At 67.1% G+C, this 21144-nt stretch carries 21 protein-coding genes and 3 pseudogenes; 10 read left to right on the top strand and 14 right to left on the bottom strand.

The features are described 5' to 3' along the window. The first annotated feature begins 364 nt into the window (after nt 1–364). Entirely contained in the window at nt 365–1096 is a 732-nt protein-coding gene (locus ACGFW6_RS06545; RefSeq protein WP_393505354.1) for a GAF and ANTAR domain-containing protein, read from the top strand. Nucleotides 1097–1320: 224 nt separating this feature from the next. After that, a pseudogene (locus ACGFW6_RS06540) lies at nt 1321–1557 on the top strand (DUF5133 domain-containing protein); the annotation flags it as partial. Between the two features lie 89 nt (nt 1558–1646). Here the strand turns inward: ACGFW6_RS06540 and ACGFW6_RS06535 are convergent. Together ACGFW6_RS06535 and ACGFW6_RS06530 are read right to left on the bottom strand one after the other, a co-directional pair. Beyond that, nucleotides 1647–2381: a cation transporter gene (locus ACGFW6_RS06535; RefSeq protein ID WP_393505352.1), complete on the bottom strand. Its 735-nt coding sequence runs from the start codon at nt 2379–2381 to the stop codon at nt 1647–1649. After that, nucleotides 2381–2716 (bottom strand): ArsR/SmtB family transcription factor, encoded by a 336-nt coding sequence (locus ACGFW6_RS06530; protein WP_393505350.1) that lies wholly within the window; start codon nt 2714–2716, stop codon nt 2381–2383. Before ACGFW6_RS06530 ends, ACGFW6_RS06535 begins: the two co-directional genes overlap by 1 nt. Before the next feature lie 287 nt (nt 2717–3003). Between ACGFW6_RS06530 and ACGFW6_RS06525 the strand changes: the two genes are divergently transcribed. Together ACGFW6_RS06525 and ACGFW6_RS06520 are read left to right on the top strand one after the other, a co-directional pair. Next, a complete protein-coding gene (locus tag ACGFW6_RS06525; RefSeq protein WP_393505348.1) occupies nt 3004–3615 on the top strand; it encodes a universal stress protein in 612 nt (203 codons plus the stop codon). Continuing rightward, entirely contained in the window at nt 3612–3893 is a 282-nt protein-coding gene (locus tag ACGFW6_RS06520; protein ID WP_393505347.1) for a universal stress protein, read from the top strand. Before ACGFW6_RS06525 ends, ACGFW6_RS06520 begins: the two co-directional genes overlap by 4 nt. Nucleotides 3894–3927: 34 nt before the next feature. Here ACGFW6_RS06520 and ACGFW6_RS06515 read toward each other — a convergent pair whose 3' ends face one another. Then, nucleotides 3928–4953, bottom strand: a complete 1026-nt coding sequence (locus tag ACGFW6_RS06515; protein ID WP_393505346.1) for a 6-phosphofructokinase — start codon at nt 4951–4953, stop codon at nt 3928–3930. A gap of 745 nt (nt 4954–5698) precedes the next feature. Here ACGFW6_RS06515 and ACGFW6_RS06510 point away from each other — a divergent pair. Continuing rightward, nucleotides 5699–6256: a LuxR C-terminal-related transcriptional regulator gene (locus ACGFW6_RS06510; RefSeq protein WP_393505344.1), complete on the top strand. Its 558-nt coding sequence runs from the start codon at nt 5699–5701 to the stop codon at nt 6254–6256. A 59-nt stretch (nt 6257–6315) separates the two neighbouring features. Here ACGFW6_RS06510 and ACGFW6_RS06505 read toward each other — a convergent pair whose 3' ends face one another. The 8 genes and pseudogenes from ACGFW6_RS06505 to ACGFW6_RS06470 all read right to left on the bottom strand — a co-directional run bounded on the left by ACGFW6_RS06505 (nt 6316) and on the right by ACGFW6_RS06470 (nt 11010). Continuing rightward, nucleotides 6316–7074 (bottom strand): nucleotidyltransferase, encoded by a 759-nt coding sequence (locus ACGFW6_RS06505; protein WP_393505342.1) that lies wholly within the window; start codon nt 7072–7074, stop codon nt 6316–6318. Between the two features lie 89 nt (nt 7075–7163). Further along, nucleotides 7164–7616 carry a hypothetical protein gene (locus tag ACGFW6_RS06500; RefSeq protein ID WP_393505341.1) on the bottom strand — a complete coding sequence of 151 codons (453 nt, stop codon included), beginning with the start codon at nt 7614–7616 and terminating at the stop codon, nt 7164–7166. Nucleotides 7617–7677: 61 nt separating this feature from the next. Next, nucleotides 7678–8079 (bottom strand): hypothetical protein, encoded by a 402-nt coding sequence (locus ACGFW6_RS06495; RefSeq protein ID WP_393505339.1) that lies wholly within the window; start codon nt 8077–8079, stop codon nt 7678–7680. Between the two features lie 69 nt (nt 8080–8148). Next, a complete protein-coding gene (locus ACGFW6_RS06490) occupies nt 8149–8577 on the bottom strand; it encodes a VOC family protein (RefSeq protein WP_393505337.1) in 429 nt (142 codons plus the stop codon). A 137-nt stretch (nt 8578–8714) separates the two neighbouring features. Next, entirely contained in the window at nt 8715–9458 is a 744-nt protein-coding gene (locus tag ACGFW6_RS06485) for a hypothetical protein (RefSeq protein WP_393505335.1), read from the bottom strand. Nucleotides 9459–9597: 139 nt separating this feature from the next. Beyond that, nucleotides 9598–9732, bottom strand: a pseudogene (locus ACGFW6_RS06480) (IS5/IS1182 family transposase); the annotation flags it as partial. 252 nt (nt 9733–9984) lie between these two features. Then, nucleotides 9985–10251 (bottom strand): hypothetical protein, encoded by a 267-nt coding sequence (locus ACGFW6_RS06475; RefSeq protein ID WP_393505333.1) that lies wholly within the window; start codon nt 10249–10251, stop codon nt 9985–9987. Between the two features lie 69 nt (nt 10252–10320). Further along, nucleotides 10321–11010: a hypothetical protein gene (locus tag ACGFW6_RS06470; protein WP_393505331.1), complete on the bottom strand. Its 690-nt coding sequence runs from the start codon at nt 11008–11010 to the stop codon at nt 10321–10323. 346 nt (nt 11011–11356) lie between these two features. Between ACGFW6_RS06470 and ACGFW6_RS06465 the strand changes: the two genes are divergently transcribed. Together ACGFW6_RS06465 and ACGFW6_RS06460 are read left to right on the top strand one after the other, a co-directional pair. After that, nucleotides 11357–12052: a response regulator transcription factor gene (locus ACGFW6_RS06465; RefSeq protein WP_393505329.1), complete on the top strand. Its 696-nt coding sequence runs from the start codon at nt 11357–11359 to the stop codon at nt 12050–12052. A gap of 282 nt (nt 12053–12334) precedes the next feature. After that, a complete protein-coding gene (locus ACGFW6_RS06460) occupies nt 12335–13096 on the top strand; it encodes a maleylpyruvate isomerase family mycothiol-dependent enzyme (RefSeq protein WP_393505327.1) in 762 nt (253 codons plus the stop codon). Nucleotides 13097–13282: 186 nt separating this feature from the next. Here the strand turns inward: ACGFW6_RS06460 and ACGFW6_RS06455 are convergent, their stop codons facing one another. Both ACGFW6_RS06455 and ACGFW6_RS06450 read right to left on the bottom strand, forming a co-directional pair. Beyond that, nucleotides 13283–14332 carry a Ku protein gene (locus ACGFW6_RS06455; protein ID WP_393505325.1) on the bottom strand — a complete coding sequence of 350 codons (1050 nt, stop codon included), beginning with the start codon at nt 14330–14332 and terminating at the stop codon, nt 13283–13285. A 295-nt stretch (nt 14333–14627) separates the two neighbouring features. Beyond that, the gene (locus tag ACGFW6_RS06450) at nt 14628–15548 is read right to left on the bottom strand and encodes an SDR family oxidoreductase (RefSeq protein ID WP_393505323.1); all 921 of its coding nucleotides are present in this window, start codon (nt 15546–15548) and stop codon (nt 14628–14630) included. A gap of 99 nt (nt 15549–15647) precedes the next feature. Here ACGFW6_RS06450 and ACGFW6_RS06445 point away from each other — a divergent pair, with 99 nt between their 5' ends. Both ACGFW6_RS06445 and ACGFW6_RS06440 read left to right on the top strand, forming a co-directional pair. Next, entirely contained in the window at nt 15648–16337 is a 690-nt protein-coding gene (locus tag ACGFW6_RS06445; RefSeq protein WP_393505321.1) for a TetR family transcriptional regulator, read from the top strand. Between the two features lie 714 nt (nt 16338–17051). Next, the gene (locus ACGFW6_RS06440; RefSeq protein WP_393505319.1) at nt 17052–17687 is read left to right on the top strand and encodes a hypothetical protein; all 636 of its coding nucleotides are present in this window, start codon (nt 17052–17054) and stop codon (nt 17685–17687) included. Nucleotides 17688–18953: 1266 nt separating this feature from the next. Here the strand turns inward: ACGFW6_RS06440 and ACGFW6_RS06435 are convergent. Further along, entirely contained in the window at nt 18954–19931 is a 978-nt protein-coding gene (locus tag ACGFW6_RS06435; RefSeq protein ID WP_393505317.1) for a DUF4344 domain-containing metallopeptidase, read from the bottom strand. A 279-nt stretch (nt 19932–20210) separates the two neighbouring features. On the opposite strand from ACGFW6_RS06435, the pseudogene ACGFW6_RS06430 reads away from it, so the two are divergent. Continuing rightward, nucleotides 20211–21083, top strand: a pseudogene (locus ACGFW6_RS06430) (IS5 family transposase). Nucleotides 21084–21144 lie beyond the last annotated feature (61 nt).

The following is a 21144-nucleotide window of genomic DNA, read 5'->3' as shown; positions in this document are numbered from 1 at the left end:
CGGAGAGCGGGGCGCCTGTCCTCAATTCGCCCGTGGTATCGACCGGCGCGGCACAGTCGGTCGGACGGTGACTTGGAAACAACGGCGGCGTTGAGGTGAAGGCTCTACCGGGTGGGTGTCAGGCATGCCCAGGCGCCGACGTCGAACGAGGTGCTCGGCCGCTCCTGTAAGCATTCCGGATCGTTGCGGTCTGCGTGGCGTGGCCGGGCGTAGGGTGGCAGTGATGGGCCGTACCGCGCCGTCGCTTTCTCGGCGTCAGGTGTTGGCTTCGCTGGAGATGTTCCCTCGGATCTGGAGCTCCGTCGCCCCAGTGGCACGACATGTTGCCGAGATCTGGGGCCTGTGCCCTGCGAAGGAACACGCGATGAGTGCTGGATATGCCTGGGGCGGCAGCCCTCCCATCACACAGTGGCTGCTGGAAACCAGGACGCTGGAAGAATTCCTGCAGACCCTGGCCGATGCCGCGCTGGAGGTGTCCCACGCCGAGGGCGCGGGGGTGACCCTGGAACGCGAGGAACGCCCCTTGACGGTGGCCAGCGCCGGTCGTGCGGCGCCGGAACTCGATGAGAAGCAGTATGGCCAGGACGACGGCCCCTGTCTGCAGTCGGCCCGCAACGGCGAGGAAGTCCATGTCGAGGACATGCTGGACGAGACCCGCTGGGGCGACTATCCCGCCTACGCGGCGGCCTGCGGGATCCGCTCCTCTGTGTCTTTGCCGATCGGGGCTGCGCACAGCCGTACGGCCGGGGCACTCAACCTGTATGCCGGGCCGTCCGGCGCCTTCACGCATACCGATCTCGCCGCCTTGCGATCACTGGCGGCACAGGCCACGGGAGGAATAGCCCTGGCGCAGCGCATCATCGAGGCGGAGGAATTCGCCGGACAGATGAAGGCGGCCATGCAGTCCCGTAGCGTCATCGACCAGGCCATCGGGGTGCTGATGGGGCAACGCCGCTGCACAGCTGAGGAGGCGTTCGGGATTTTGCGTTCACTCTCCCAGCACCGCAACATCAAACTCCGTGACGTGTGCATCGAACTGGTCACCGGGATTTCGGGCCGGCGCCCGACCGCGCCTGACTTGGCGCGGCACCCTTGAGGCGGCGCCGCGCGTCCTGCGCGGGCGGCCGAGGGTGGCTCCCCTTCACCCGCACGCACCGCTGAGCACTGCCGCCTGCAGGCGTAGACCCGTCAACTTGGGGCACTTGGAGCTCTGCTCGTCGTTGTTCGGCAGAAAGCAGCGACGTTGGGAATTGTGCTTGCAGCCCTCCTCGCGGTCGCACCTGTCGGGGACGAGCTGTGCTTCGGGAAAGAGGAATCGCCATGATCCTTCCGGCTGAGAAGGAACTGCGTGCCGCGCTGGCCCGGTTCGCTTCCGCGCGCATCGATCACGACGTACGCCCCACGGGTAGTACGAGCCGTGCTCTGGAAGACGCTACATACACGCTCTGTGTGATGACCTCGTCCCGTAACGCCCAGGAAGCTCTGCTCGCAGCGGATGCATTGCTGCAGCGGTACTGCGCCGACCGTGAGACCCCCGCGCAGCGGGACGAGACGCTCGTGGACGCGGCGGGAATCGGGCGTCCTGCCGAGCGGCCCGAGTACGCCTCGCGGCTGGATTCGTCCCCCATGTGAGGCGCAGCGCGGATTCAGTCGCAGCAGTCGCACCCCGGTCGGCAGTCGCATCCGACGCCGCTTTCCCGGCCGGGCGAGGGCACCCTCGGGGTGGCTGGGGTGGCCGGGGTGGCGCAGCAGCCCTTACCGAGCCAGGCGTCGCGTCCTTCCTTGACGGCGATGCCGGCGATGGCGAGGGCGGCGATCGGGTCGGCCCAGGACCAGCCGAGGGTGGCGTTCAGCACCAGTCCGACCAGCAGTACGGCGGAGAGGTACGTGCACAGCAGGGTCTGCTTGGAGTCCGCGACCGCGGAGGCGGATCCGAGTTCGCGGCCGGCGCGGCGCTGGGCGGCGGACAGGAACGGCATCACGGCGAGTGACAGGGCGGCCAGCACGATGCCAGGGAGGGAACGTTCGGCTTCACCGGTTCCGGTCAGGGCACGGACGGCGTCGAAGGTGACGTAGACGGCGAGTACGAAGAAGGAGATGGCGATGAACCGCAGGGCCGTCCGCTCGCGGGAATCGCGCACGGCCTGCTCGCGGGCGGAGAACTGCCAGGCCACCGCGGCGGCCGAGGAGACCTCGATGACCGAGTCCAGGCCGAAGCCGATCAGCGCGGCCGAGGAGGCCAGTCTCCCTGCGGTGATGGCGACGACGGCCTCGATGACGTTGTAGGCGATGGTCGCGGCGACCAGCAGGCGTATACGGCGGGCCAGTGCCTCGCGCCGGGCCGGGCTGGGGCCGAGGGCGAGGGGTATCCCTGTGGTCATCAGCAGCAGTCCTTCGTCTCCGCGTCCGGGCAGGTCCGGTCGGTCTCGACCGCGACTACGGCCGAGCGCAGGTCGTCCAGGGCGTGGCCCAGACGGGGGTCGGCCAGCTCATAGCGGGTGCGGCGGCCGTCGGGCACGGTGATGACGAGACCGCAGTCACGCAGGCATGCCAGGTGGTTCGACAGCCGGGTCCGTGAAATCTCGAGCCTGTCGGCGAGATCGGCCGGGTAGGCGGGGGCGTCGCGCAGAGCGAGCAGGATGCGGCAGCGGATCGGATCGGCGAGCGCACGACCGAACCGGGCGAGCACCTCGACGTCGGAGGCAACGGTCAGCATGGCAGGACAGTACAGTAATCCCTGAATTCATGGAATAGTGAACTGATGTGAGCGGGTCGTCGGCCGCACTGTCGAGCGCAGGTTGAACGGCGCGACGGTCACGGTCGACCTGGCACCCCGGCTTGCGCAGGTTCGGTCGGCGTCGGCCGACGCGGCGCGCACCGGAGCGGGCCGGGCGGCCTTTCGCCGGGACCGTCGGGACCTGCCGTGGAACAGTGGGAAAGGGGCGAAGGAGTCGCGGGACGTGCCGCGCCCGCGGAGGCGCACGGCGGGCCGAGGAGGACGCGATGACTCACCCTGTGGTGGCGGGTATCGACGGATCCGAACGCAGCCTGGCCGCGGCCGACTGGGCCGCGCGGGAGGCACTGCTGCGCGGCGTTCCACTGCTTCTCGTGCGCGCCCTGCCACCGCTTCCGGGAGGTGCCGTCCCGGCCCCGGCCACGGAAACGCTGCATCACTTGGGTGAGCACATTGTCCATCGGGCGCTCGCCGAACTCGGCGCCCGCCACCCGGACCTCGAAGTGGGAGGCGAGCAAGCGGAAGACGCCCCGGCCATCGCCCTCCTCGCCGCGGCACGGGACGCCGGTCTTGTCGTGGTCGGAGCACGGGGCTCGGGCGGCTTCGACGGACTCGCGGTCGGTTCAGTGGCGCTTCGTGTCTCAGCGGCCGCCGATTGCCCCGTTGTGGTCGTGCCCGAACGCCCGGTCGAGGGCTTCGGAGGCGCGTCCCGGGCGGCAGGCGATGCGGCCCAGGTGGTGGTCGGGTTCGACGCGCACCGTCCGGTCGAGGAGGTGGTGGAATTCGCGTTCTCAGCGGCTCAGGCGCGCGGGGCGCGACTGCGGGGGTCCAGGCTTGGGCCCTCCCCGCCGAGGCGGTCTCTCCCCAGAAGCCGTTCGTGACCGAGGAGGACCGGGCCACCTGGGAGGACCAGGAGGTCCTGCAACTGTCCGACGCCCTGCGCGCCCGGCAGGCCGAGTATCCCGAGGTGACCACACGGACCGATGTCGTGCTGCTCCACCCCGCGCAAGCGCTCCTGAACACATCCAGAGCAGCGGAGCTGTTGGTCGTGGGCCGCCGCGCCGACCCGCGGGCGGCCGAGGGCCGGCTGGGACCGGTGACCCACGCCGTGCTGCACCACGTCCGCTGTCCCGTGGCGGTCGTGCCCCATGGAGGCTGACAGTCGTTCCCCCTGAAGGCTGACGGCGGAGTGGTCAGCCGAAGAACACCTCGAACTCGTCGTACAGCGACGGATCCACCAGCTTGGTCTTCTCCCTGGTGCCGTCGAGAGGGATACGGATGATCTGCGTGCCGCGCAGGGCCACCATCTTGCCGTAGTCGCCATCCTTGACCGCGTCGACGGCGTGCAGCCCGAAGCGCGTGGCCAGCCAACGGTCGAAGGCGCTCGGAGTGCCACCGCGCTGGACGTGTCCGAGAACGGTCGTACGGGCATCCGTCCCCGTGCGTTCCTCGATCTCCTGGGCGAGCCATTCGCCGATACCTGAGAGCCGCACGTGACCGAACTCGTCCAGCGTCCGGTCCTTGAGAACCATCTGCCCCTCCAGCGGGACCGCTCCCTCGGCGGCGACGACGATCGGCGCGTAATGGATCTTGAACCGGCCCTTCACCCACGCACAGACCTGATCGATGTCGAACGGCCGCTCCGGGATCAGGATCACGTTGGCGCCGCCCGCAACGCCGGCGTGCAGGGCGATCCATCCCGAGTGCCGCCCCATCACCTCCACCACCAGGGTGCGCATGTGCGACTCCGCGGTGGTGTGGAGGCGGTCGATGGCCTCCGTCGCGATGCCTACGGCTGTGTCGAAGCCGAAGGTGTAGTCGGTGCCGGACACGTCGTTGTCGATGGTTTTCGGCACGCCGACCAGATCGACCCCCTGACGGCTCAACTCGGTGGCCACCCCTAGCGTGTCCTCGCCGCCGATGACGACGAGAGCGTCCACCTCATGCGTGGCAAGGGTGTCCCGGATGCGCCGCACTCCGTCCTCGTGTTTGAACGGATTGGTGCGGGAGGAACCGAGGATGGTCCCGCCGCGCGGGAGGATGCCCCGCACGCTGGAGATGTCCAAGGGCACGACCTTGCCCTGCAGCGCCCCGAGCCAGCCGTCCCGGAGGCCGACGAAGTCGAAGCCGTACTCCTGGACACCCTTGCGGACGACACTGCGGATCACGGCGTTGAGGCCGGGGCAGTCGCCGCCGCCGGTCAGCACACCGACCTTCATGATGACTTCCTCCCTTCTGCGGATCTGCCATCGGCCGACCTGCGCCAGGCCCTCGCTCAGACGGGCAGCAGCGCCCGATACGGCGCGTGCTGCGGCATCACCCGGTCCACGACAGCGAGGCAGACTCAAGGCGACGGTTCAACCACTCCAAAAGTTCGCCGCACTCGGCGGTGATCGGCTCATACGGGGGAGGGGGACCGATCCGGCAGGGATTCCGGCCCATGTCGAAGGGCAGAGTTATCGGCTCACCTCCGCGGACGTGAACTCGAAGAGCCGTGCGACTCTCCTTCCAGCATGAGCGACGGCGGCCCCGTCGGCGACCCGCCCCGCGGCTCTGTGGCCGAGGGCCAGCGGCCCATAACAGGCCACATGTCCCGGGAGTGTCGGGACGACCCTGGTCTGGTGTGTGCCGACGGTGGGGGCGTAGGTCTGCCGGAGCGCGGCAAGGTCTTCCGTCGCGGGTGACCGAGTTGCTGGGCGATCTGTACGAACCTGTTCGAGAACGGGCTCAGGCGCCTCAAAAGCACGCTGGAGCGGGTGGTCGCCTCCCGGCGTTGCCGGGGCCGTGCCTCGCGCCGGTGCCGACGGGCCGGGGCATGCACATGGCAGAACGCGGCTGCTCTCACGCGGTTACACCGAACTCGGCGTCGGCGGTGCCTCCGCGCACGCGCGGTTCCGATGGTTGAGTCGGTGCCGACGTCCCGCACCGGCGAGCTCGCCCGTGATCGGAGGGCAGTAGAAGGCGATGAAGGCGGCGATCAAGGCCGTTCCCGCGACGGGGGAGCAGGACGCCGAGGGCGGTCCCCGTAGCGAGCCAGGCTACGGCGAACCGGAAGCGCCGAGTGATCGCCGCGAGCGACCCCTGCCGGATCGATGGTCGGGGCGAGAAGCCGTCGGCCACGGCACACGCACCCCAGATGAGGTTGAACAGAACGGCCAGGAGACAGAAGGCGGTGCCGTGAAGGACGACGGCGGCGCGCTCGCCGTGTCCGTCCCGGAAGGCCTCGGCCAGCACGGAGGGCGGAAGAACGGCATGACGAGGCTCGCAGAACGGGCAGGCCGCGAACTACGGGCCGCCGGCGGCACAGTCGGCGCCCGTGGCGCCGCAGGGCGGCACGAGGAGCTGACCGCCCAGGAAGCCCAGATTGCACACATGTCGCGGGACGGGCTGTCCAACCCTGAGATCGGCACGCGCTTGTTCATCAGTGCCCGCACCGTGCAGTACGACCTACAGAAGGTCTTCACCAAGCTTGCAGCTGCGGCATCGGGCAGGCGTCGCTCGCGGTGCGCAGTCGGTCGGTGAAGATGAAGCGGGTGATGTGGCGGCCTTAGCAAAGGCACTTCGAGTCGCATCCCGCGCCGTCAGTCCGACAGAGCGGAAGTGACAACCTTGTCGATCGAGGGCCTGAGAAAGGCGAGTGTCAGTTCCGCCCGTCGATTGATCCACTGTTCGTTGGCAGGACCGGGGGTGCCATAGCGGCGCTGCCTTATGTCGTCCACGACGTCCATAGGGGCTCCCATGCGAGCGAGTGCGTCGAGAGCTTCGGCCTTGGTGATCAGTTTGCCTTCCTGCAAGGTCGCGGCTGCTCTGGCCATCGTCAGTAAGCCGAGGTCGACCCAGATGTCGCGCGTCCACCGCTCCGGATGGTCCAAGGCCGGCCGCCAAAAGGTCTGCAGGTCCCGGACGATGAAATCCACGAGCTGCCTGCCGGTCACCGGTGGAAGGAGGTCCGCGGGTGTCCGGCCGTACAGGACGAGTCCGAAGCCGTGCAGTTCCCGCCGGGTCACGGGTGTGATCGGTCGACGCATCAACTCCTCGTGAGCCCATGTGAGGTGGGAGCGTTCGGGATCATCTAGTTGGGTCACTGCCGGATAACTGCAGTGCAGCTTCGACGCGAGCGGGAAGACCCTGCCCAGGGACTCGTGCACCTCACCGAGTTGCTGTTCCTCCGCTGCCGTGCACGGTCGGCCGAGAACGGCGATGAGATCGAGGTCGCTACGCCCCGGCTGGTAGTCGCCGCCGGCCAACGACCCGTGTGCCCATGCTGCGATCAGCGGCACGGCCGGCTGAAGGGCACTGACGAAGCGGTCGAGAAGCTGTTGCGTGATCTGATCGGCCATGGGGACAGTCTGTCCAAACAGTGACAGCTATCAAGGTGGCGTGAGTGGGCGAAACTCGCGGGGAGTGAAGAGGGGTGCCCCCCACGATCTCAGTGGTAGAGAACGACGAGGGACGCAAGCAGGAGCGTGGCTGAAGCTGCGACCCCCAGGCTCCGATAGCGGCGCCGAGCGATCAGCGCGACGGAGCACGACCAAGCCCCACCCGTGATGGCGGCAGCCCACCAGCCGCCAGTCCCTTGCGAGGCGAGTACAGGGAGCGGCGCCAGAAGAATCGTCAGTGGGACGACCACGAGCAGCGGCTTGATGTCCAGCCGCTTGTAGGCGATGGTCAGGGTGATCAGGGCAGTTGTAAAGGTGAGAGGTACGGCCGCCCACTCCCACCAGGTCCAGCAGAGGCCGTCCGTCTGACTGCATGCCTGGTCGCTCTGCCGCTTGACCCAGGCCACGAAGTACGCGGCACCGGCGGCCAGAACCGCACCGATCACGGCCACTGCAGACAGTTGCGGAATAACAGGACGTGGTTCTGGACGGGAGGTGCTCACGCCTACAGCCTTCCCTGATGGTTGGCCAGGGGCCTGAGTACCGATACTCAACCGAGTGCGGCTATAGCTCACACCACTCGCCCAGTCCGTCATGCGTCCTTGTCTGTATGAAGGCAAGCATGAGGGCCCAGGCGCGATCGACATTCAGGACGAAGTCACCACTGAACGAAGCCAGGTCGTCCATGACCGGGACGTCGACGATGGCATCCACCGCGCTGGAGTCGTCTCCTGCGAGCAGTGCGGACCCACCAGCCTCATCGAACAGATGGATGACGGCCTGATTTCCTTGGAAGCCCATGGCAAGCCAAGGAAACTCACGGTCTGTCAGACGGACTTCGAGGTGGCCTCTGCCGCGGGAGCGTAGTTCGTTGAAGTGAGCCGTCAACTCGCTGACGGTGGAACTTCTCTCCAGGGCCGAGAACCGGCCTGATTCAAGTGCCGTCGCCGCCCAAGTAACGCTCATGCCCCTCCTCTGACGTGAACAGCACTACCTGCCGATCCCGTCGAAACTTAGGAGACTGTCCGAGCAAGCTCAGTCGATACAGAACTCATTGCCTTCGATGTCGAGCATCGGGATGCACGCATCTTCGCCGTCGTACAGCGTCCGCACGTGTACGGCGCCGAGCGGGACCAGTCGCGCGCACTCGGCCTCTAGCGCGGCGAGGCGCTCTTCGCCTACGAGTCCGGTGCCGACCCGCACATCAAGATGCACCCGGTTCTTTGCGGCCTTGCCCTCGGGGACGCGCTGGAAGTACAGCCGCGGACCCACTCCCGAGGGGTCCACGCAGGCGAACCATGAATCGCGCTGCTCAGCCGGCTGCGAACGATGGAAGTCGTCCCAAGTAGCAAACCCTTCCGGTGGCGGCGGTACGACGTACCCCAACACCTCGCACCAGAAGCGAGCCAGACGCTCGGGTTCTGCGCAGTCAAAGGTGACTTGGAACTTCTTGATCGCTGACATCGGCGCACCTTAGCAGGACCCTGTGGTTCGTTTCCCCTGGCGGATCAACGTCTTTCAGGCCGCGACGGGTTGCGGGACGACCTTGGAGGCTGTCGCGTAAAGGATCTCTCGGTAGGAGCGGACACGGCTATGCGCGGTCAAGGAGTGTCCGGGTCCTGCATCATGGCCGTCGCCTTGAAGCAGTGAGCGCGCCCTTCGTCGCAGATCTCGGCGTCGTCGAGGTTCTGGCCGACGACCTCGTAGACGAGGAGGGTGGCAGTCCTACCCGAGGGAAAGACGAGTGTGGCCTGCTGCACCGGTCCGAAGCCTCGGCTGGGGCCGGTGAAGGAGAATCGACCCTGCCCGTCGAGGACGAGTGCGAACCCGTAGCTGTACTCCTCCCCGATGCCGGTGCCGTCGAGGAGCGGGCCGGCCGCGATGTGTGGGGCGTGCCGGGCAGGGAGCGGCTCACACCTGGTGGAGAAGGTCCTGGGGCGGACTGAAGCGGAGCAGTACGTCTGCTCATCCGGCATCCAGCCCAGGTGGCCGACGCCGTCGGCCTCGCGGTGGATCACCGCGAGGACGTCCACAGACGGCTCTTCGTAGCCACGGGGCAGCTCGTTCTCACGGAACCGTTCGAGCAGCTTGCCGTCCTCCGCGGTGATTCGCGCCGACTCCTCCGGCACGCCTGGCCCGGTCGGCGGCGCTGCCTTCGTGATCTGCGGTGTGGCTGTCGTGCCGGGTGTCAGATCGGCCTCCTTGGCGACTGGCACCGCAGTGCTGCACCCGCACGTCGATATCACTATCGTTGCGAGAACGGCGGCCCTCGCAAATCGTCCCCATCGCAGCTTCAACGTCCCACCCCCGGCCGTGATCATAGAGGTGGTGAGAGCTGAGGTCACCGAGGGATCTCATCAGGACGCCGCGTACATGAGCCGCGTGCTTCAGGCGCCAGCAACGGCTCGATCCACCCCCACAGGTCCTTCGGCACCATCCATAGATGACCGTTCCTCTTCCCCATGACTCGTTCAATGAGCTTCTTCAGCGTTGCAGCTCCTGGGTGAGGACGGCTTTCGCGATCGACGTCATGAGGTTCGGACTGCACCGAGACCTGCGGAAGTTCCGCCAGGACTTCAAGCGTGCGACGCCGCACTCGACCGGTGCCCGTGCCGTAGCCGAGCCACGCCGTGTACAGGGCCGTTCCTGAACGCGGCCCAGGCCGGATTGATCAGTGTATCACCTGGTCTCGATGGCCGTGGCGGTCGATGCCGGTGCTGTCCCATCGTCGGGGAGGGAGGCGTGACCGGGCATCCGCCGAGCACTTCCGCAGCAGGCCGTGGATACCTGTCCGCTCCGCCGGTCCAGGTTCTGTCGGCAGCACAAACCCGAGGGCCGGATGAGATCCGGCCCTCGGAGGACGACTGCGACTCAGATGTCGGCCCACAGAACGTAGCCGCCCGTGATCGCGCCTACGCAGAAGCTCGGATAAGGAACCTGGCTCCTGGCTGCCTCGCACTCGCGCCGCGTGGCGAAGGACGCGATGGGAGTCCAGCTTGCTGGGGTGACCGGCGCGTCGGCGAGAGCCGTGCTTGGCTTGACTGCGGGAGTGGCGGATGCGGAGTTCGAACCGACGACCGTGGCCATCGTGGTTGCGGCGACCACTGCCAAAATGGTCCGGATCAGTGCTGTTTTCATGTTGAACCTCCTTTGTGGTGTGGGGCGTGGTGTGCGGATCGCACTTGTAGCGGTGCTGTAGTTCGTCCGTCAGAGAGGAAGCCTCACTCGGCGGCTCTCGACGTTCGTTGTGACGACCGCTTCGAAACCGGCGGCACTCTTGGCGATCGCCGCGAAGACCGTCTTTCCGTCGAATTCGAAGGCTGCCAAGACGCGCGCACCGCGTGAAAGATCGAGCAGTCGAGCGCGGCCGGGGTTCGCGACGTGGCCTCCGAAACGGTTGGCGTCCACGACCACGGCGAGTCGCTCTGCCGGATCGAGCCAAATGCGCGGGCTGACGGTCGAATTCGGCGTGGTGAGGAATCCCTCGACGTCTGTCGACTGCGTGGCAGGTGAGGGTAGTGCCGCGAAGCGGAAGAGGATGTTGCCGGCGTATCCCGGGGTATGTGGTTGCAGGACGGCGAGGGCGATGCCGAGGGATCCCGTTTGGCTGAACCCCGCCCCGCCCAGGGCGGGCCCCGAGCCCGTGAGGGTTGCGAAACCCACCGGCTGACAGAGGAGTTCAGAGGTCGCGGGCTTGTCGAAGACACCGTAGGCCGGCCATCCAGCCGAACCTGGGCCTGGCGGCACCACCCTGAGCCGCCTCGACGGACCCAGCAGTACGGACTGACCCACGATCTGCACGGCAGGGCGCCATTCGACGAACGGCCCCTCCCTGTACGGCAGAGCAGGGCTGTTGAGTTCGGACGCGGCAACGGCCGTTTCCTGTCCGCGTGCCATGCTCGCGGTCGCTGCCGTCACTGCTATCCCAGCCAGACATCGGAAAACCGTTCGCCTTTTCAACGTAATCTCCTTTCGGGAGATCACCCGCAAGGCACTAGCGGGTGATTCCTGATTGGCTCGCAAGGAGATAGTCGCGCCACGAGGCAAAGGGCGATATTAGAAGAACTCAGTAGAATCGATCTTCTTGGCGGTGGAAGCTGTAGTCATGGGGACTCTGTCAGCGAGGGACTACGAGCACATGCTTGACCTTGCCACCACTCTGCTGAACAGCTCGGACTCCGCGTCGCCTTGGTCGCAAATCGTTGACGGACTTGTCGAGTCACTTCACGGCACCATGAGTGTCATGGCCGTCCTGCAGTGGGAGACACGCGTGGGCCAGATGCTCGCAGGTGCCCCGGACTGGCTTGGCCAGGAGCGTATGGACTCGTTGATCTGCACGCATATGCGAGCCCATCCACTCATGCGACTGTACGCGGCACACGGTGACCGCTCGCCGCTGACACTCGACGACATCGCTGATGAGACCTGGCGGCGCAGCACTGCCTACCAGGCCGGACGAGAAGCCCTCGGGGTCACCCGACAGCTCGCGCTCCCGCTGCGCGCCCCGGCCGGTGTCATCCGCACTTTCGTCATCGGACGTGACGGCCATGACTTCAATGACCGGGACCGTGCCTTCGCACGACGCGTCCAGCCTCTGCTCGTAGGGCTCGACTGCCACTTGCGGGAGTTGGATTCTCTCCGCGCGGCGCTGCCCGCCCCGGCCTCGGTGCCGGACCTGACACCTCAACAGCGAGCAGCCGAATACGGGATCACGCCACGGGAACTGACTGTGCTGGGCTTGCTGACCGAGGGGCTGACCGCCGTTGCCACGGCACGCCGGCTGAACATCAGTGTGCATACGGTGACCAAGCATCGGGAGAACCTGTACCGCAAGCTCGGCTCCCACGATCGGATCACCACCGTGCTGGTGGCTCAGGAACTGGGGTTGGTGCCCACGGGTCCGCCTCGCGCTCACCGGTCGGTATCGCCTGATCGGTGAGCGTCGTCAGCTCCACGAGCGTATGCGGCAGGATGAATGACCAACGAGGCCTCCGAGCAAGGTGATTGAGACGTCAGACATCTCGATCAACAGTCGGGAGGCCTCGCTCGTTGCGCTTCACGGGCCATCACCCGATCGGTGGCCAACTGGAAGACACTCAATAAGCCAGCCAGGAACGGGATATGACTACGATCAGGCTTTCCATCACGTGCTCCCACTCCCGCAGCGGACGGCCGGGAAAATACGGTGCGGTCGGCTGAGCTGGAGTGATAGCTAAGCGATGTGACGAAGAGTCTTGAGTTTTCCGCCCTGCTGCAACTGATCGACGAGCGGTCGGCCGCGTTCCGGAGTGCGGTTGCCGCCGCGCCCAGCCTTGACGCCCCGGTGCCGTCCTGCCCCGAGTGGACCTTGTTCGATCTGGTGCAGCACCTGGGTACGGGCCAGCGCTGGTGGGCCGCGATCGTCGCCGCGGGCCCGGCCGAGGCGCCGCCGGCCAAGGACGCCGCAGAGGTGCCGCGCGACCTCGAGGCGCTGCTGGCCTGGTACGCCGAGTCGAACGAACTGCTGCTGAGTGCGCTGCGTGAGGCCGGTCCGGAGCGCGAGTGCTGGACGTGGTGGGCGGCCGGCGTTTCGCCGGCGAATGCCTGGGGCGTTGCCCGGCGACGGGTGCACGAGGTACTGGTGCACACCTACGACGCCCAGCTCGCCGCAGGCGCCGTGCAGCCGATGCTGGCGGACATCGCGATCGACGGCGTGGCCGAGTTTCTCGACACCTGCAACTCCACCCCGGCGGCCTGGCCGCACGAGGCCGCCACCATCCACTACCACGCCACCGAGGGCCGCTCCTGGCTCCTCGCGCTGGACGGCACCGGCGCCTGGCCCGCACCCCTCACGGACGACGCCGCGCCCGCCTCCGCTTCGGCCACGGGCACGGCCGAGCAACTGCTCCTCTTCGTCTGGGGCCGCCTCACGCTGAGCGACCTGGAGATCGAGGGCGACCAGCGGGTGTTCGAGCAGCTGATCGCCTGGGAGCCCGAGGAATAGCCAGTCGATACCCCCGGCGGACGGTCTGGATGACGTCCGCGTCAGTGAACATCGTGAGCGGCTCCGCCTCCGCGCGGCGGACGGCCGGTACGGCCTCGTACAGCTCGGGTTCAAGTGCCTACCGCAGTACCGCCGACTCAGCCTGGAAGGGGACATGGCTACGGCCAAGCCTTCTGTCGGGTGCTCTCAGGCAGCGCTCTTCTTGCGGCGGCGGCCTGCGCGGCGGAGGGCGTCGACCAGTTCGTCTCGGCTCATCTTGGAGCGGCCGGAGATGTTCTGTTCGGTGGCCTGTTCATAGAGTTCTGACTTGCTCAGTCGCCGTAGTTCACTCTTGCCGGCGCGGCCGTGCTCCGGCTTCGGCGGGGACTTCTTGGCGGCGGACTGCTTCGACTGTGTCTCGCGTGTGGACTGGCTCCGCTTGCTGGCACGCTTCGTACGGCCGGCGCTGCCGGCCTGTTCGAGACTCGTCTCCAGCACTGACATCAGGTCGATGACGTTGGTGGCCTGCGGCGCCTCATCGGCGTGGGCGATTTCCTTGCCCTTGGCCTTCGCCTTGACGAGTTTCCGGACGCTGTCCTGGTAGGTGTCGCGGTAGCGGGCCGGGTCCCAGGAGGTGCTGAGGGCGTCGATGAGCTGGACCGCGGTGTCCAGCTCCTTGCCCCTGCCCCTGCCCTTGGCCGAGCGGCCGGAAGGCAGGTCCGGCAGTTCCTTGCTGGGGTCGCGGACCTCGTCGGCCCAGTGGAGCGTCTGGAGCACGAGGACCTTCTCCTGCGCGCGCAGCGCGGTCAGGTACTGCTTGCCGCGCATCACGAACGTGGCGATCCCGACCTTGCCCGCGTCGGCCAGGGCCGCCCGCAGCAGCTCGTAGACCTTGGTGTACTCCTTGCCTCGCGGGCCGATGTAGTAGGTGCGATCGAAAAAGGCCTGTTCGATGTCGGCGAGGTCGACGAAGTCGCTGATGTCGATGGTCCGGGACCGGCCCGGTGCGATCTCGTCCAGTTCATCGGGCTCCACGACGATGTATTCGCCGTCGGCGGCCTCGTATGCCTTGACGATGTTCTTGCCGGTCACCTCCTTGCCGGTGCGCTCGTTGACCCGCCGGTTGCGGATCCGGTCGGCGGTGCCGCGCTGGAGCTGGTGAAAGTGGATCGTGTGCTCCTTGACCGCGGTGAACAGGCCGACCGGGACGCTGACCATGCCGAAGGTGATGACGCCGGTCCATATCGCACGTGCCATGACCGACCACTCCCATCCCGCCTGTGCTGCATCGGCGCACCCGAGACAAGTACCCATGCTGGCACGGGGGCGCGTAACGCGCCGGGCGTGGTCGGGGCTGCGAGCGCTGGGGCGAGTACAGGTAGCGGCGCGGACGGTCCGCGCGGTATCGCCTGGTCGGCGTGGTGTGCGCGCCTGCCACTGGGTAGTGAGCGCCCCGGGGTGCCCGCTCAGCGTTCGTCGGATGCCCAGTCCGACCGGCGGAAGGCCCACCGGCCTCCGTGGAACCGTGCCGGGACGACCCGATCAGGTCCGGTCAGGTCAGGTCTCGGGTCGGCAAGGAGACGTTGGTGAGGCGCTCGGCTTTGGTCCAGAGCCGTGCCGCGACGTCCTTGTTATGGGCGCTGCGCGGCAGCCGCGTGGTTGTGGTGGGGCCGACCACTGCCCAACGGGGGCCGTAGTAGCCGCCGGCCACGGCTTGGGGGCTGGTGGCTGCGTACAGCAGCGGTTCGGTGCCCTGTTCCGGTCCCTGCGACGGCACGATCTTGTACAGGAGTGATTCCAGCATGCCGGGGCGGCCGCCGTTCAGGGTCGGCCCGGAGGTCATGAGGTTGGTGCGGGTGTAGCCGGGGTGGGCGCCGGCGGACAGCAGGGGCCAGCCGCGGTCGGCGGCGAGTTCGGCCAGGTGCAGCATCATGAGCATGTCGGCGAGCTTGGACTGGCCGTAGACCCGGGTGGGGCTGTAGTTGCGGGTGGCCTGGAGGTCGTCGAAGTCGATGCGGGCCCGGTTGGCGGTGCCGCTGCTCATCGTCGCCACCCGAGGTGCGGGGGCGGCCAGCAGCAGTGGCAGCAGTTGGACGGTGAGGGCGAAGGGGCCGAGGAAGTTGCTGCCCAGCTGGAGCTCGAAGCCATCGGCGGTTTCCGTGCGCTGGGGCACGTTCATCACTCCGGCGTTGTTCAGCAGCAGGTCGAGGGGTGTGCCGTCGGAGTGGAGGCCGTCGACGAACTCACGGACCGAGGCCAGGTCGGCGAGGTCCAGGCGGCGGACCTCGACCTGGGCTGTGGGGTGCGCGGCGAGGATCTCGGAGCGGGCCTGCTCGCCCTTGGCGGGGGTGCGCACGGCGAGCACGACATGGGCTCCGGCTCCGGCGAGTCGTTTGGCGGCCTCCTTGCCGGTGCCGCTGTTCGCGCCGGTCACGACGGCGAGCTTTCCGTGCTGATCAGGGACCTGGTACATGTCGAACCTCATTAAGTACTGCCGGTATCTTGTCTCCGTTTCCACGGTAACGTACCACCGGTCACTTATCAAAGTACCGCCGGTTTGTAATATGTCCGTGTGACCTTCCAGCGCGCCCGAACCGACGAGCAACGCAGCCAGCGACGACGCCAGATCCTCGACACCGCGGCGGCGATGCTGACCGAGATGCCGGTCGCCAAGCTGAGCCTGAACGAACTGAGCCGACGCGTCGGCCTGGCGAAGGCGAACGTGCTGCGCTACTTCGAGTCGCGTGAGGCGGTCCTGCTCGAACTGCTCGACGCCGAGATCCAGGACTGGATCGCCGAACTGGAGCAGGCGCAGCCGTCCGACGGGGCCATGGCCCGACAGCGCGGAGACCGCCTGGCCGACGTCCTGGCCTCCTCGCTGGCGAGACGTCCGGTGCTGTGCGACCTGTTCAGCGCCCAAGGCGCGGTCCTGGAGCAGAACATCTCCACCGAGGCCGCCATCCGGCACAAACACGCCGCCCGCCAGTCACTCCACACCCTGGTCCAGCTCACCTTGCGCCACCTGCCCGAACTCGGCCCCGACGGCGCTGCCGCCCTCATGGAGTCGAACCTGCTCATGGCCATGTCGGCCTGGCAGTGCAGTCGCCCTTCGGAGGCGATGCTCGCCGCCTACGCCTCTGACCCCACCCTGGAAGCCATGCGCCTGGACTTCACCGACCTGGTCCGCCGCACTACGGCAGTCACGGCCTCTGGTCTGCTGGCCCGACAGACAGCACCGGCCGGCACCGACGCCGCCAGCTGAACGACGACCGCTTCGCACCGCACGGGACGTGGCGCCGCACACGACGGGCGCGGCGGGCGCGGCAACGAGCGGGCGGATTCGATGGGCCGATGCTTGTAGGTACGGGGGACTGTGCCGAGAGCGAGCTGAAGCCGGCAGTCATCAACAGGAGTACGCCGTCTCGGCCTGCGGCGAGGCCGGTCCGCCTCGACGACGAGGTTGACGCCGCTCAAGCCCGTCCACGTCAGCACCACCACGACGCGTGCGGCTCGGCGAGGGATCGCCCCGCCAAGGAGCCGCCCGAGCATCGCGCAGGCCAGCCCGCGACAACGACACTGCCCAAGACCCTGATCCGGTGGGGAGGCGACCCGCTACGAGCGTCCGGCATTCGCGGGGCGAAGGATCACCGGGCCCTCTGCCGCATGCTCGCCCAGTGGCCGCCCTGCGCGACGGCGCGATCCGCCTCTGCAACGGCCGCGCGGCCGCGACCAGATGGCCCGCGCGGTGTGCTGACACCTCCTTCCTCCGGTGCCCGAAGGTGGAACACGTCGCGTCGCCCTGCCGAACGCTCCGGGCATGACGACAACCTGCGCCTGGTCGTCCACAGCTGACTGCGCCCATGAACTACTCCCCACCAGGGGCGTCCGTCCGAACGGCCCACAGCCAACTCGCGGATCTTGAACTCGACGCGGACCATGGACACGACTGACAAGGCAAGGCGCAAAGGATAGGTAGATGCCCCGAAGGCCCGCCGGCCGGACCATCGCGTCCCGTCACCGCGCGATCATCGCCACACTCGGTCTGACCCTGGGTGCCTGCGTACTCGTTGGCTGCAGCGACAGCGACAGCGACCAGGACGCCGGCCCGTCGCCCCAGCCCACGCCCAGTAGTCCCGATGCTGCGTCGTTCTCCGGAGTGCCGCCATCTGCGCTGGCCTCACGTGCAGCTTCAGCGATCGCCTCCGCGCACGCTTCCGCTTCGGCAGCCGCATCCTCCGCATCGGCCCGCGCCTCGGAGTTCGAAGCCTCCGTCGAGGCGGAGGCCGCCCGCGCCAGCAGTGCGGCCGAGAAGGAGCTGAAGAACGTCCAGGGACGTGGGAACGCCCTATCGGAGGTCGGCATGAAGGGCCTGCCCAGGAACGAGACCAGTGGTCTGCTCGCCGTCCTTGTCACGATCACCAACAAGACCGACACCACGGCTTCGTACGCGGCACAGGTCGATTTCGAAGACAGCAGTGGCAAAGTAGTGGAGACGAGATTCGTGGGTGCGGAGGATCTCGAGCCGGGCAAGATGGAGCAGCCCATTGCCTTCAGCCGACAGCCTCAGGATGCCGAACTAACGCCCCGGCTGGCCAAGGCCCAGCGTTACTGAGCATCCGTCGTTCTTGGCCTTGGCGTGTCCCGGCCGGAGGGTTGGCCAGGTCGCACCGGAGATCTGCCGGCGTGCCCGCGGTCCTCGGCCGCCAGGAGCCCGCGCGAGGCCGTCACGCCGGGGGAAGCGTGTGTCCTCGCGCGGGAGGCTTGCTGGCGAGCGCCGACCTCAGGCGCGGCGCGGCCGCTTCCTTCCACTGTCCCAGCCATGCTCCTGTTCGGACCCCTCTGGACGGGAGTACTTTGCCTGGGTCCGCGCGCTCTCGCGTCTAGACAGTCGATGTCCGGGGCGATCTCTGCGGGGACGCAAGGACGGCTCGGCCTGCCGCAGGGCGAAGTGAGTGCCTGGGCTGGCCGGGCTTCGGGCCCTCCTGGCGAGTGGTGGGGCGTCGCGACGCGTTCTCAGTGCGAGGCAGGCCGCTTTTGTTGCGCCCGGAACATCGCATCCTCGTCCGTGCCTGTCTGGCACTGCGGGCACAGTTCGTACTTGCCCCGGGCACTGATCACACTTCCCCAGCCACGGCACACGTCGCAGCCGCGGGCTCGTACTGGGTCAGCGTGAGCAACAGGCATTTCGGCCGAGTTCCCTACCCCGCGGTTCTCACACAACTCGCATTTCGGGCTTGGTGAGCGGTGCGGCGTCGCGTGAAGGGTGGCCGGCCGCTCCTGGGCAGGAAGGGGATGGAAGCGCGGCGCGATGGGCCCCGATCTCGTACGCGCATTTCTCGCCTTCATCGGGCAGCAGATGCTGGCATGATGATGCAAATGACCTTGTCCCGAAAGGCCAATGCCGCGTAGACGGCCTGGCGCGCTACGCGCTGAACGATCTCCTCGAGTTCCTTGGAGTCTGCCTCCCGACCGCATCCACGGTCTCTCGTCGCGAACCAGCGTTGCGATTGACCGGGTGGAGCGACTCTCGGACGACTATTACCTCTACCCCGGTGCCACCGACCGCGCGCTGAGGCGATATGGAGCGTTCCTGGAGCCACCGGGCAGACGACCCCTGTATCCGCAGGAAACGGGGTGTTCATGCCGTGGGTGTTCCTTCGAGGACGTTCGACACGCCCGCGACGTACTTGAGGAAGTCTTGCGGCAACTGCCATCCAGGCTACTGGCCGAGCTCAGGAACCGAGTACGTGCCCTGGACGTCCGGTACCTCGAGCGCACGCTGCCGAAAGTGGATCTCGATCGGTCATGATCACGCGTTGTGGTGCGTGGAGGTCTGACGGATGCACCGTGGCCGGCTTGTGTCTCTGCTGCCCAAGGCTCATTGCCCACTGCGGATCTCGTCGAGATTCTCCTCGAAGGCCTTCGTCTCCGCGATCAGCTGGTCGCGTGCACTCTCCTGTGCCTTGTCGCCCTGGTCCTTGAATTCCCTGCTGAAATGTGGCTGGAGTTGGCTCCACCAGCCGTAGTTCAGCATCGCCCATGCTTGCGGACACAACGGGGCGCGGGTTTTCGGCAGGTAGCCCGCACCGACCAGGGACTCGTAGAACCTTTTCTGGTCGCTCCCCTCCAGGTAGCAAAGGAAGTTGAAGACCCGTTGCTGGGTGACGGGGTGATCGCTCGAGAGCCCTTCCAGCGTCAGCTTGCCTTCCTTGCGGGCGATCTCGTCGAAAAGGATGGCGGCTGCCAACGACGGACCCGGACCAACCTCGTTGACGGTGTAGAACGACGCGAAACCGTCGGCGGCGTCCTCCTCAAGGCCGAGGTTCGGAAGTAGAAGCTGACGTTGCAGAGCATGGCCCATCTCGTGACCGAAGATGAACTGGGTCGACAACGCGGTCAGGTCGTCGGCGTTGTAGCTGGACTGGGGGAACAGGGCGGGACGCTTGACGGTCTTGACCACATTACTGAGGGCCTCTTGGATCTGAGTCAGGAACGGCGGGGGCACGAAAATCGTCCTGCCGTCGGGCTGGGTGACCGCATCCGTAACCCCCGGTGGGACCTTGTCGGTGACTTTCACGACCAGGTCATGCGGGAGGGCGACCGACTTGTTCACCCAGTCGGCGGCCTGCTCGAGCACACGGGACTTCCGGATCACCGTTACGGCCTGCCGGTCCTCCGGCTTGATGGTGTTGGCCTCGTAGACGACCGTGACCTTGCCGTTTGCGTCAGCCTTGCTGCCGTTGCCGTTGCCGTTGCCGTTGCCGTTGCACGAGGCGACTGCGAAGCCGGCGACGAGCAACGCCCCCGCGATAGCAGCAGTCCTCAACATGGCCCAGTGCCCACCATTGCTCAGCACCCTGGTCAGCTCTCTTCCTTGGTTGAGGTGTTGGGGCCGGCGGTTGCACTTTCGTGGTCTCCGGTGCCACTTCGCGTTGCGGGAGGGGGACACGAACGTAGCGAGCCGGGACGGCTAGCGGTATCGCATGTTCGATCGTGCCGACGGCCGGAGGCAGGACTCGAACCTGACACGCGGATTATGCCCAACGGACCCGGTGTCCGCAATGACCCATTTATGCCGGTTTTGCGCCAGAGGGCGTGTCGCAAAGGGGATCTTGATCGGTGATGATCACGCGTTGTGATGCGTGGAGATCTGGCAGATGCGCAATGGGTCCGGCTTGAGCCTCTGCTGCCCAAGGGGAGGGAGCCGGGGAGACCTCCGAGCTGGTCCAGGCGGCAGCTGATAGACGGGATTCGGTGGCGGACGTGGGCAGGGACGCCGTGGCGGGATGTGCCCGAGCGGTACGGACCGTGGGACCGGATCTACGACCTCGTCCGCAGGTGGCAGCGCAACGGCGCCTGCCACCGGATCCTGGAGCAGGTGCAGGCTGACGCCGATGCGAAAGGCCTGATCACCTGGGACGTCAGCGTGGATTCCACCGTCCGCCGTGCCCACCAGCACGCCGCGGGAGCACGTAAAAGGGGAGCTGCAAAAGGAACCGCCCGGCGGCAACACAGCCGAACCCGACGACCACGGACTCGGACGCTCCCGCGGCGGCCTGACCACGAAAATCCACCTGGCCACCGAGCAGGGCCAAAAAGCCCTGTCCCTGAACATCACCGCCGGCCACCGGCACGACAGTCCCTACTTCCGGCTGGTCCTGGAGAAGATTCGAGTGCCCCGCCAAGGACCCGGCCGGCCGCGCACGAGACCCGGCAAGGTCCGGGGCGACAAGGCTTACGGTTCCCGCGCGAACCGCGCCTACATGCGGAAGCGCGGGATCGCTGCACCATCCCGCAGAAGGCGGACCAGATCCGCAACCGCAAAGACCTCGGCTCCCGCGGCGGCAGACCACCGAAGTTCGACAAGGAAGACTACAAACAACGACACGCCGTCGAGTGCGGTATCAACCGCCTCAAGAGGCACCGCGCAGTAGCCACGAGGTACGACAAACTGGCCGTCCGCTACGAAGCGACCGTGCTCGTCGCGGCCATCAACGAATGGCTCTGACCAGCACTTTCGCAACAGACCCAGTGCCGTTCACGGGGGCTGAACCTGCATGGGCCACTGT

The organism is Streptomyces sp. Y7 (genome assembly GCF_043195415.1).
Taxonomy (GTDB): domain Bacteria; phylum Actinomycetota; class Actinomycetes; order Streptomycetales; family Streptomycetaceae; genus Streptomyces.
This window is presented reverse-complemented; position numbering and strand designations above follow the sequence as displayed.

What these genes read in the sequence shown, in the direction of transcription:
- ACGFW6_RS06545 (WP_393505354.1), top strand. Translation starts at nt 365, where the DNA reads ATGAGTGCTGGATATGCCTGGGGCGGCAGCCCTCCCATCACACAGTGG.
- ACGFW6_RS06535 (WP_393505352.1), bottom strand. Translation starts at nt 2,381, where the DNA reads ATGACCACAGGGATACCCCTCGCCCTCGGCCCCAGCCCGGCCCGGCGC.
- ACGFW6_RS06530 (WP_393505350.1), bottom strand. Translation starts at nt 2,716, where the DNA reads ATGCTGACCGTTGCCTCCGACGTCGAGGTGCTCGCCCGGTTCGGTCGT.
- ACGFW6_RS06525 (WP_393505348.1), top strand. Translation starts at nt 3,004, where the DNA reads ATGACTCACCCTGTGGTGGCGGGTATCGACGGATCCGAACGCAGCCTG.
- ACGFW6_RS06515 (WP_393505346.1), bottom strand. Translation starts at nt 4,953, where the DNA reads ATGAAGGTCGGTGTGCTGACCGGCGGCGGCGACTGCCCCGGCCTCAAC.
- ACGFW6_RS06510 (WP_393505344.1), top strand. Translation starts at nt 5,699, where the DNA reads ATGAAGGCGGCGATCAAGGCCGTTCCCGCGACGGGGGAGCAGGACGCC.
- ACGFW6_RS06505 (WP_393505342.1), bottom strand. Translation starts at nt 7,074, where the DNA reads ATGGCCGATCAGATCACGCAACAGCTTCTCGACCGCTTCGTCAGTGCC.
- ACGFW6_RS06495 (WP_393505339.1), bottom strand. Translation starts at nt 8,079, where the DNA reads ATGAGCGTTACTTGGGCGGCGACGGCACTTGAATCAGGCCGGTTCTCG.
- ACGFW6_RS06490 (WP_393505337.1), bottom strand. Translation starts at nt 8,577, where the DNA reads ATGTCAGCGATCAAGAAGTTCCAAGTCACCTTTGACTGCGCAGAACCC.
- ACGFW6_RS06475 (WP_393505333.1), bottom strand. Translation starts at nt 10,251, where the DNA reads ATGAAAACAGCACTGATCCGGACCATTTTGGCAGTGGTCGCCGCAACC.
- ACGFW6_RS06470 (WP_393505331.1), bottom strand. Translation starts at nt 11,010, where the DNA reads ATGGCACGCGGACAGGAAACGGCCGTTGCCGCGTCCGAACTCAACAGC.
- ACGFW6_RS06465 (WP_393505329.1), top strand. Translation starts at nt 11,357, where the DNA reads ATGGCCGTCCTGCAGTGGGAGACACGCGTGGGCCAGATGCTCGCAGGT.
- ACGFW6_RS06455 (WP_393505325.1), bottom strand. Translation starts at nt 14,332, where the DNA reads ATGGCACGTGCGATATGGACCGGCGTCATCACCTTCGGCATGGTCAGC.
- ACGFW6_RS06450 (WP_393505323.1), bottom strand. Translation starts at nt 15,548, where the DNA reads ATGTACCAGGTCCCTGATCAGCACGGAAAGCTCGCCGTCGTGACCGGC.
- ACGFW6_RS06440 (WP_393505319.1), top strand. Translation starts at nt 17,052, where the DNA reads ATGCCCCGAAGGCCCGCCGGCCGGACCATCGCGTCCCGTCACCGCGCG.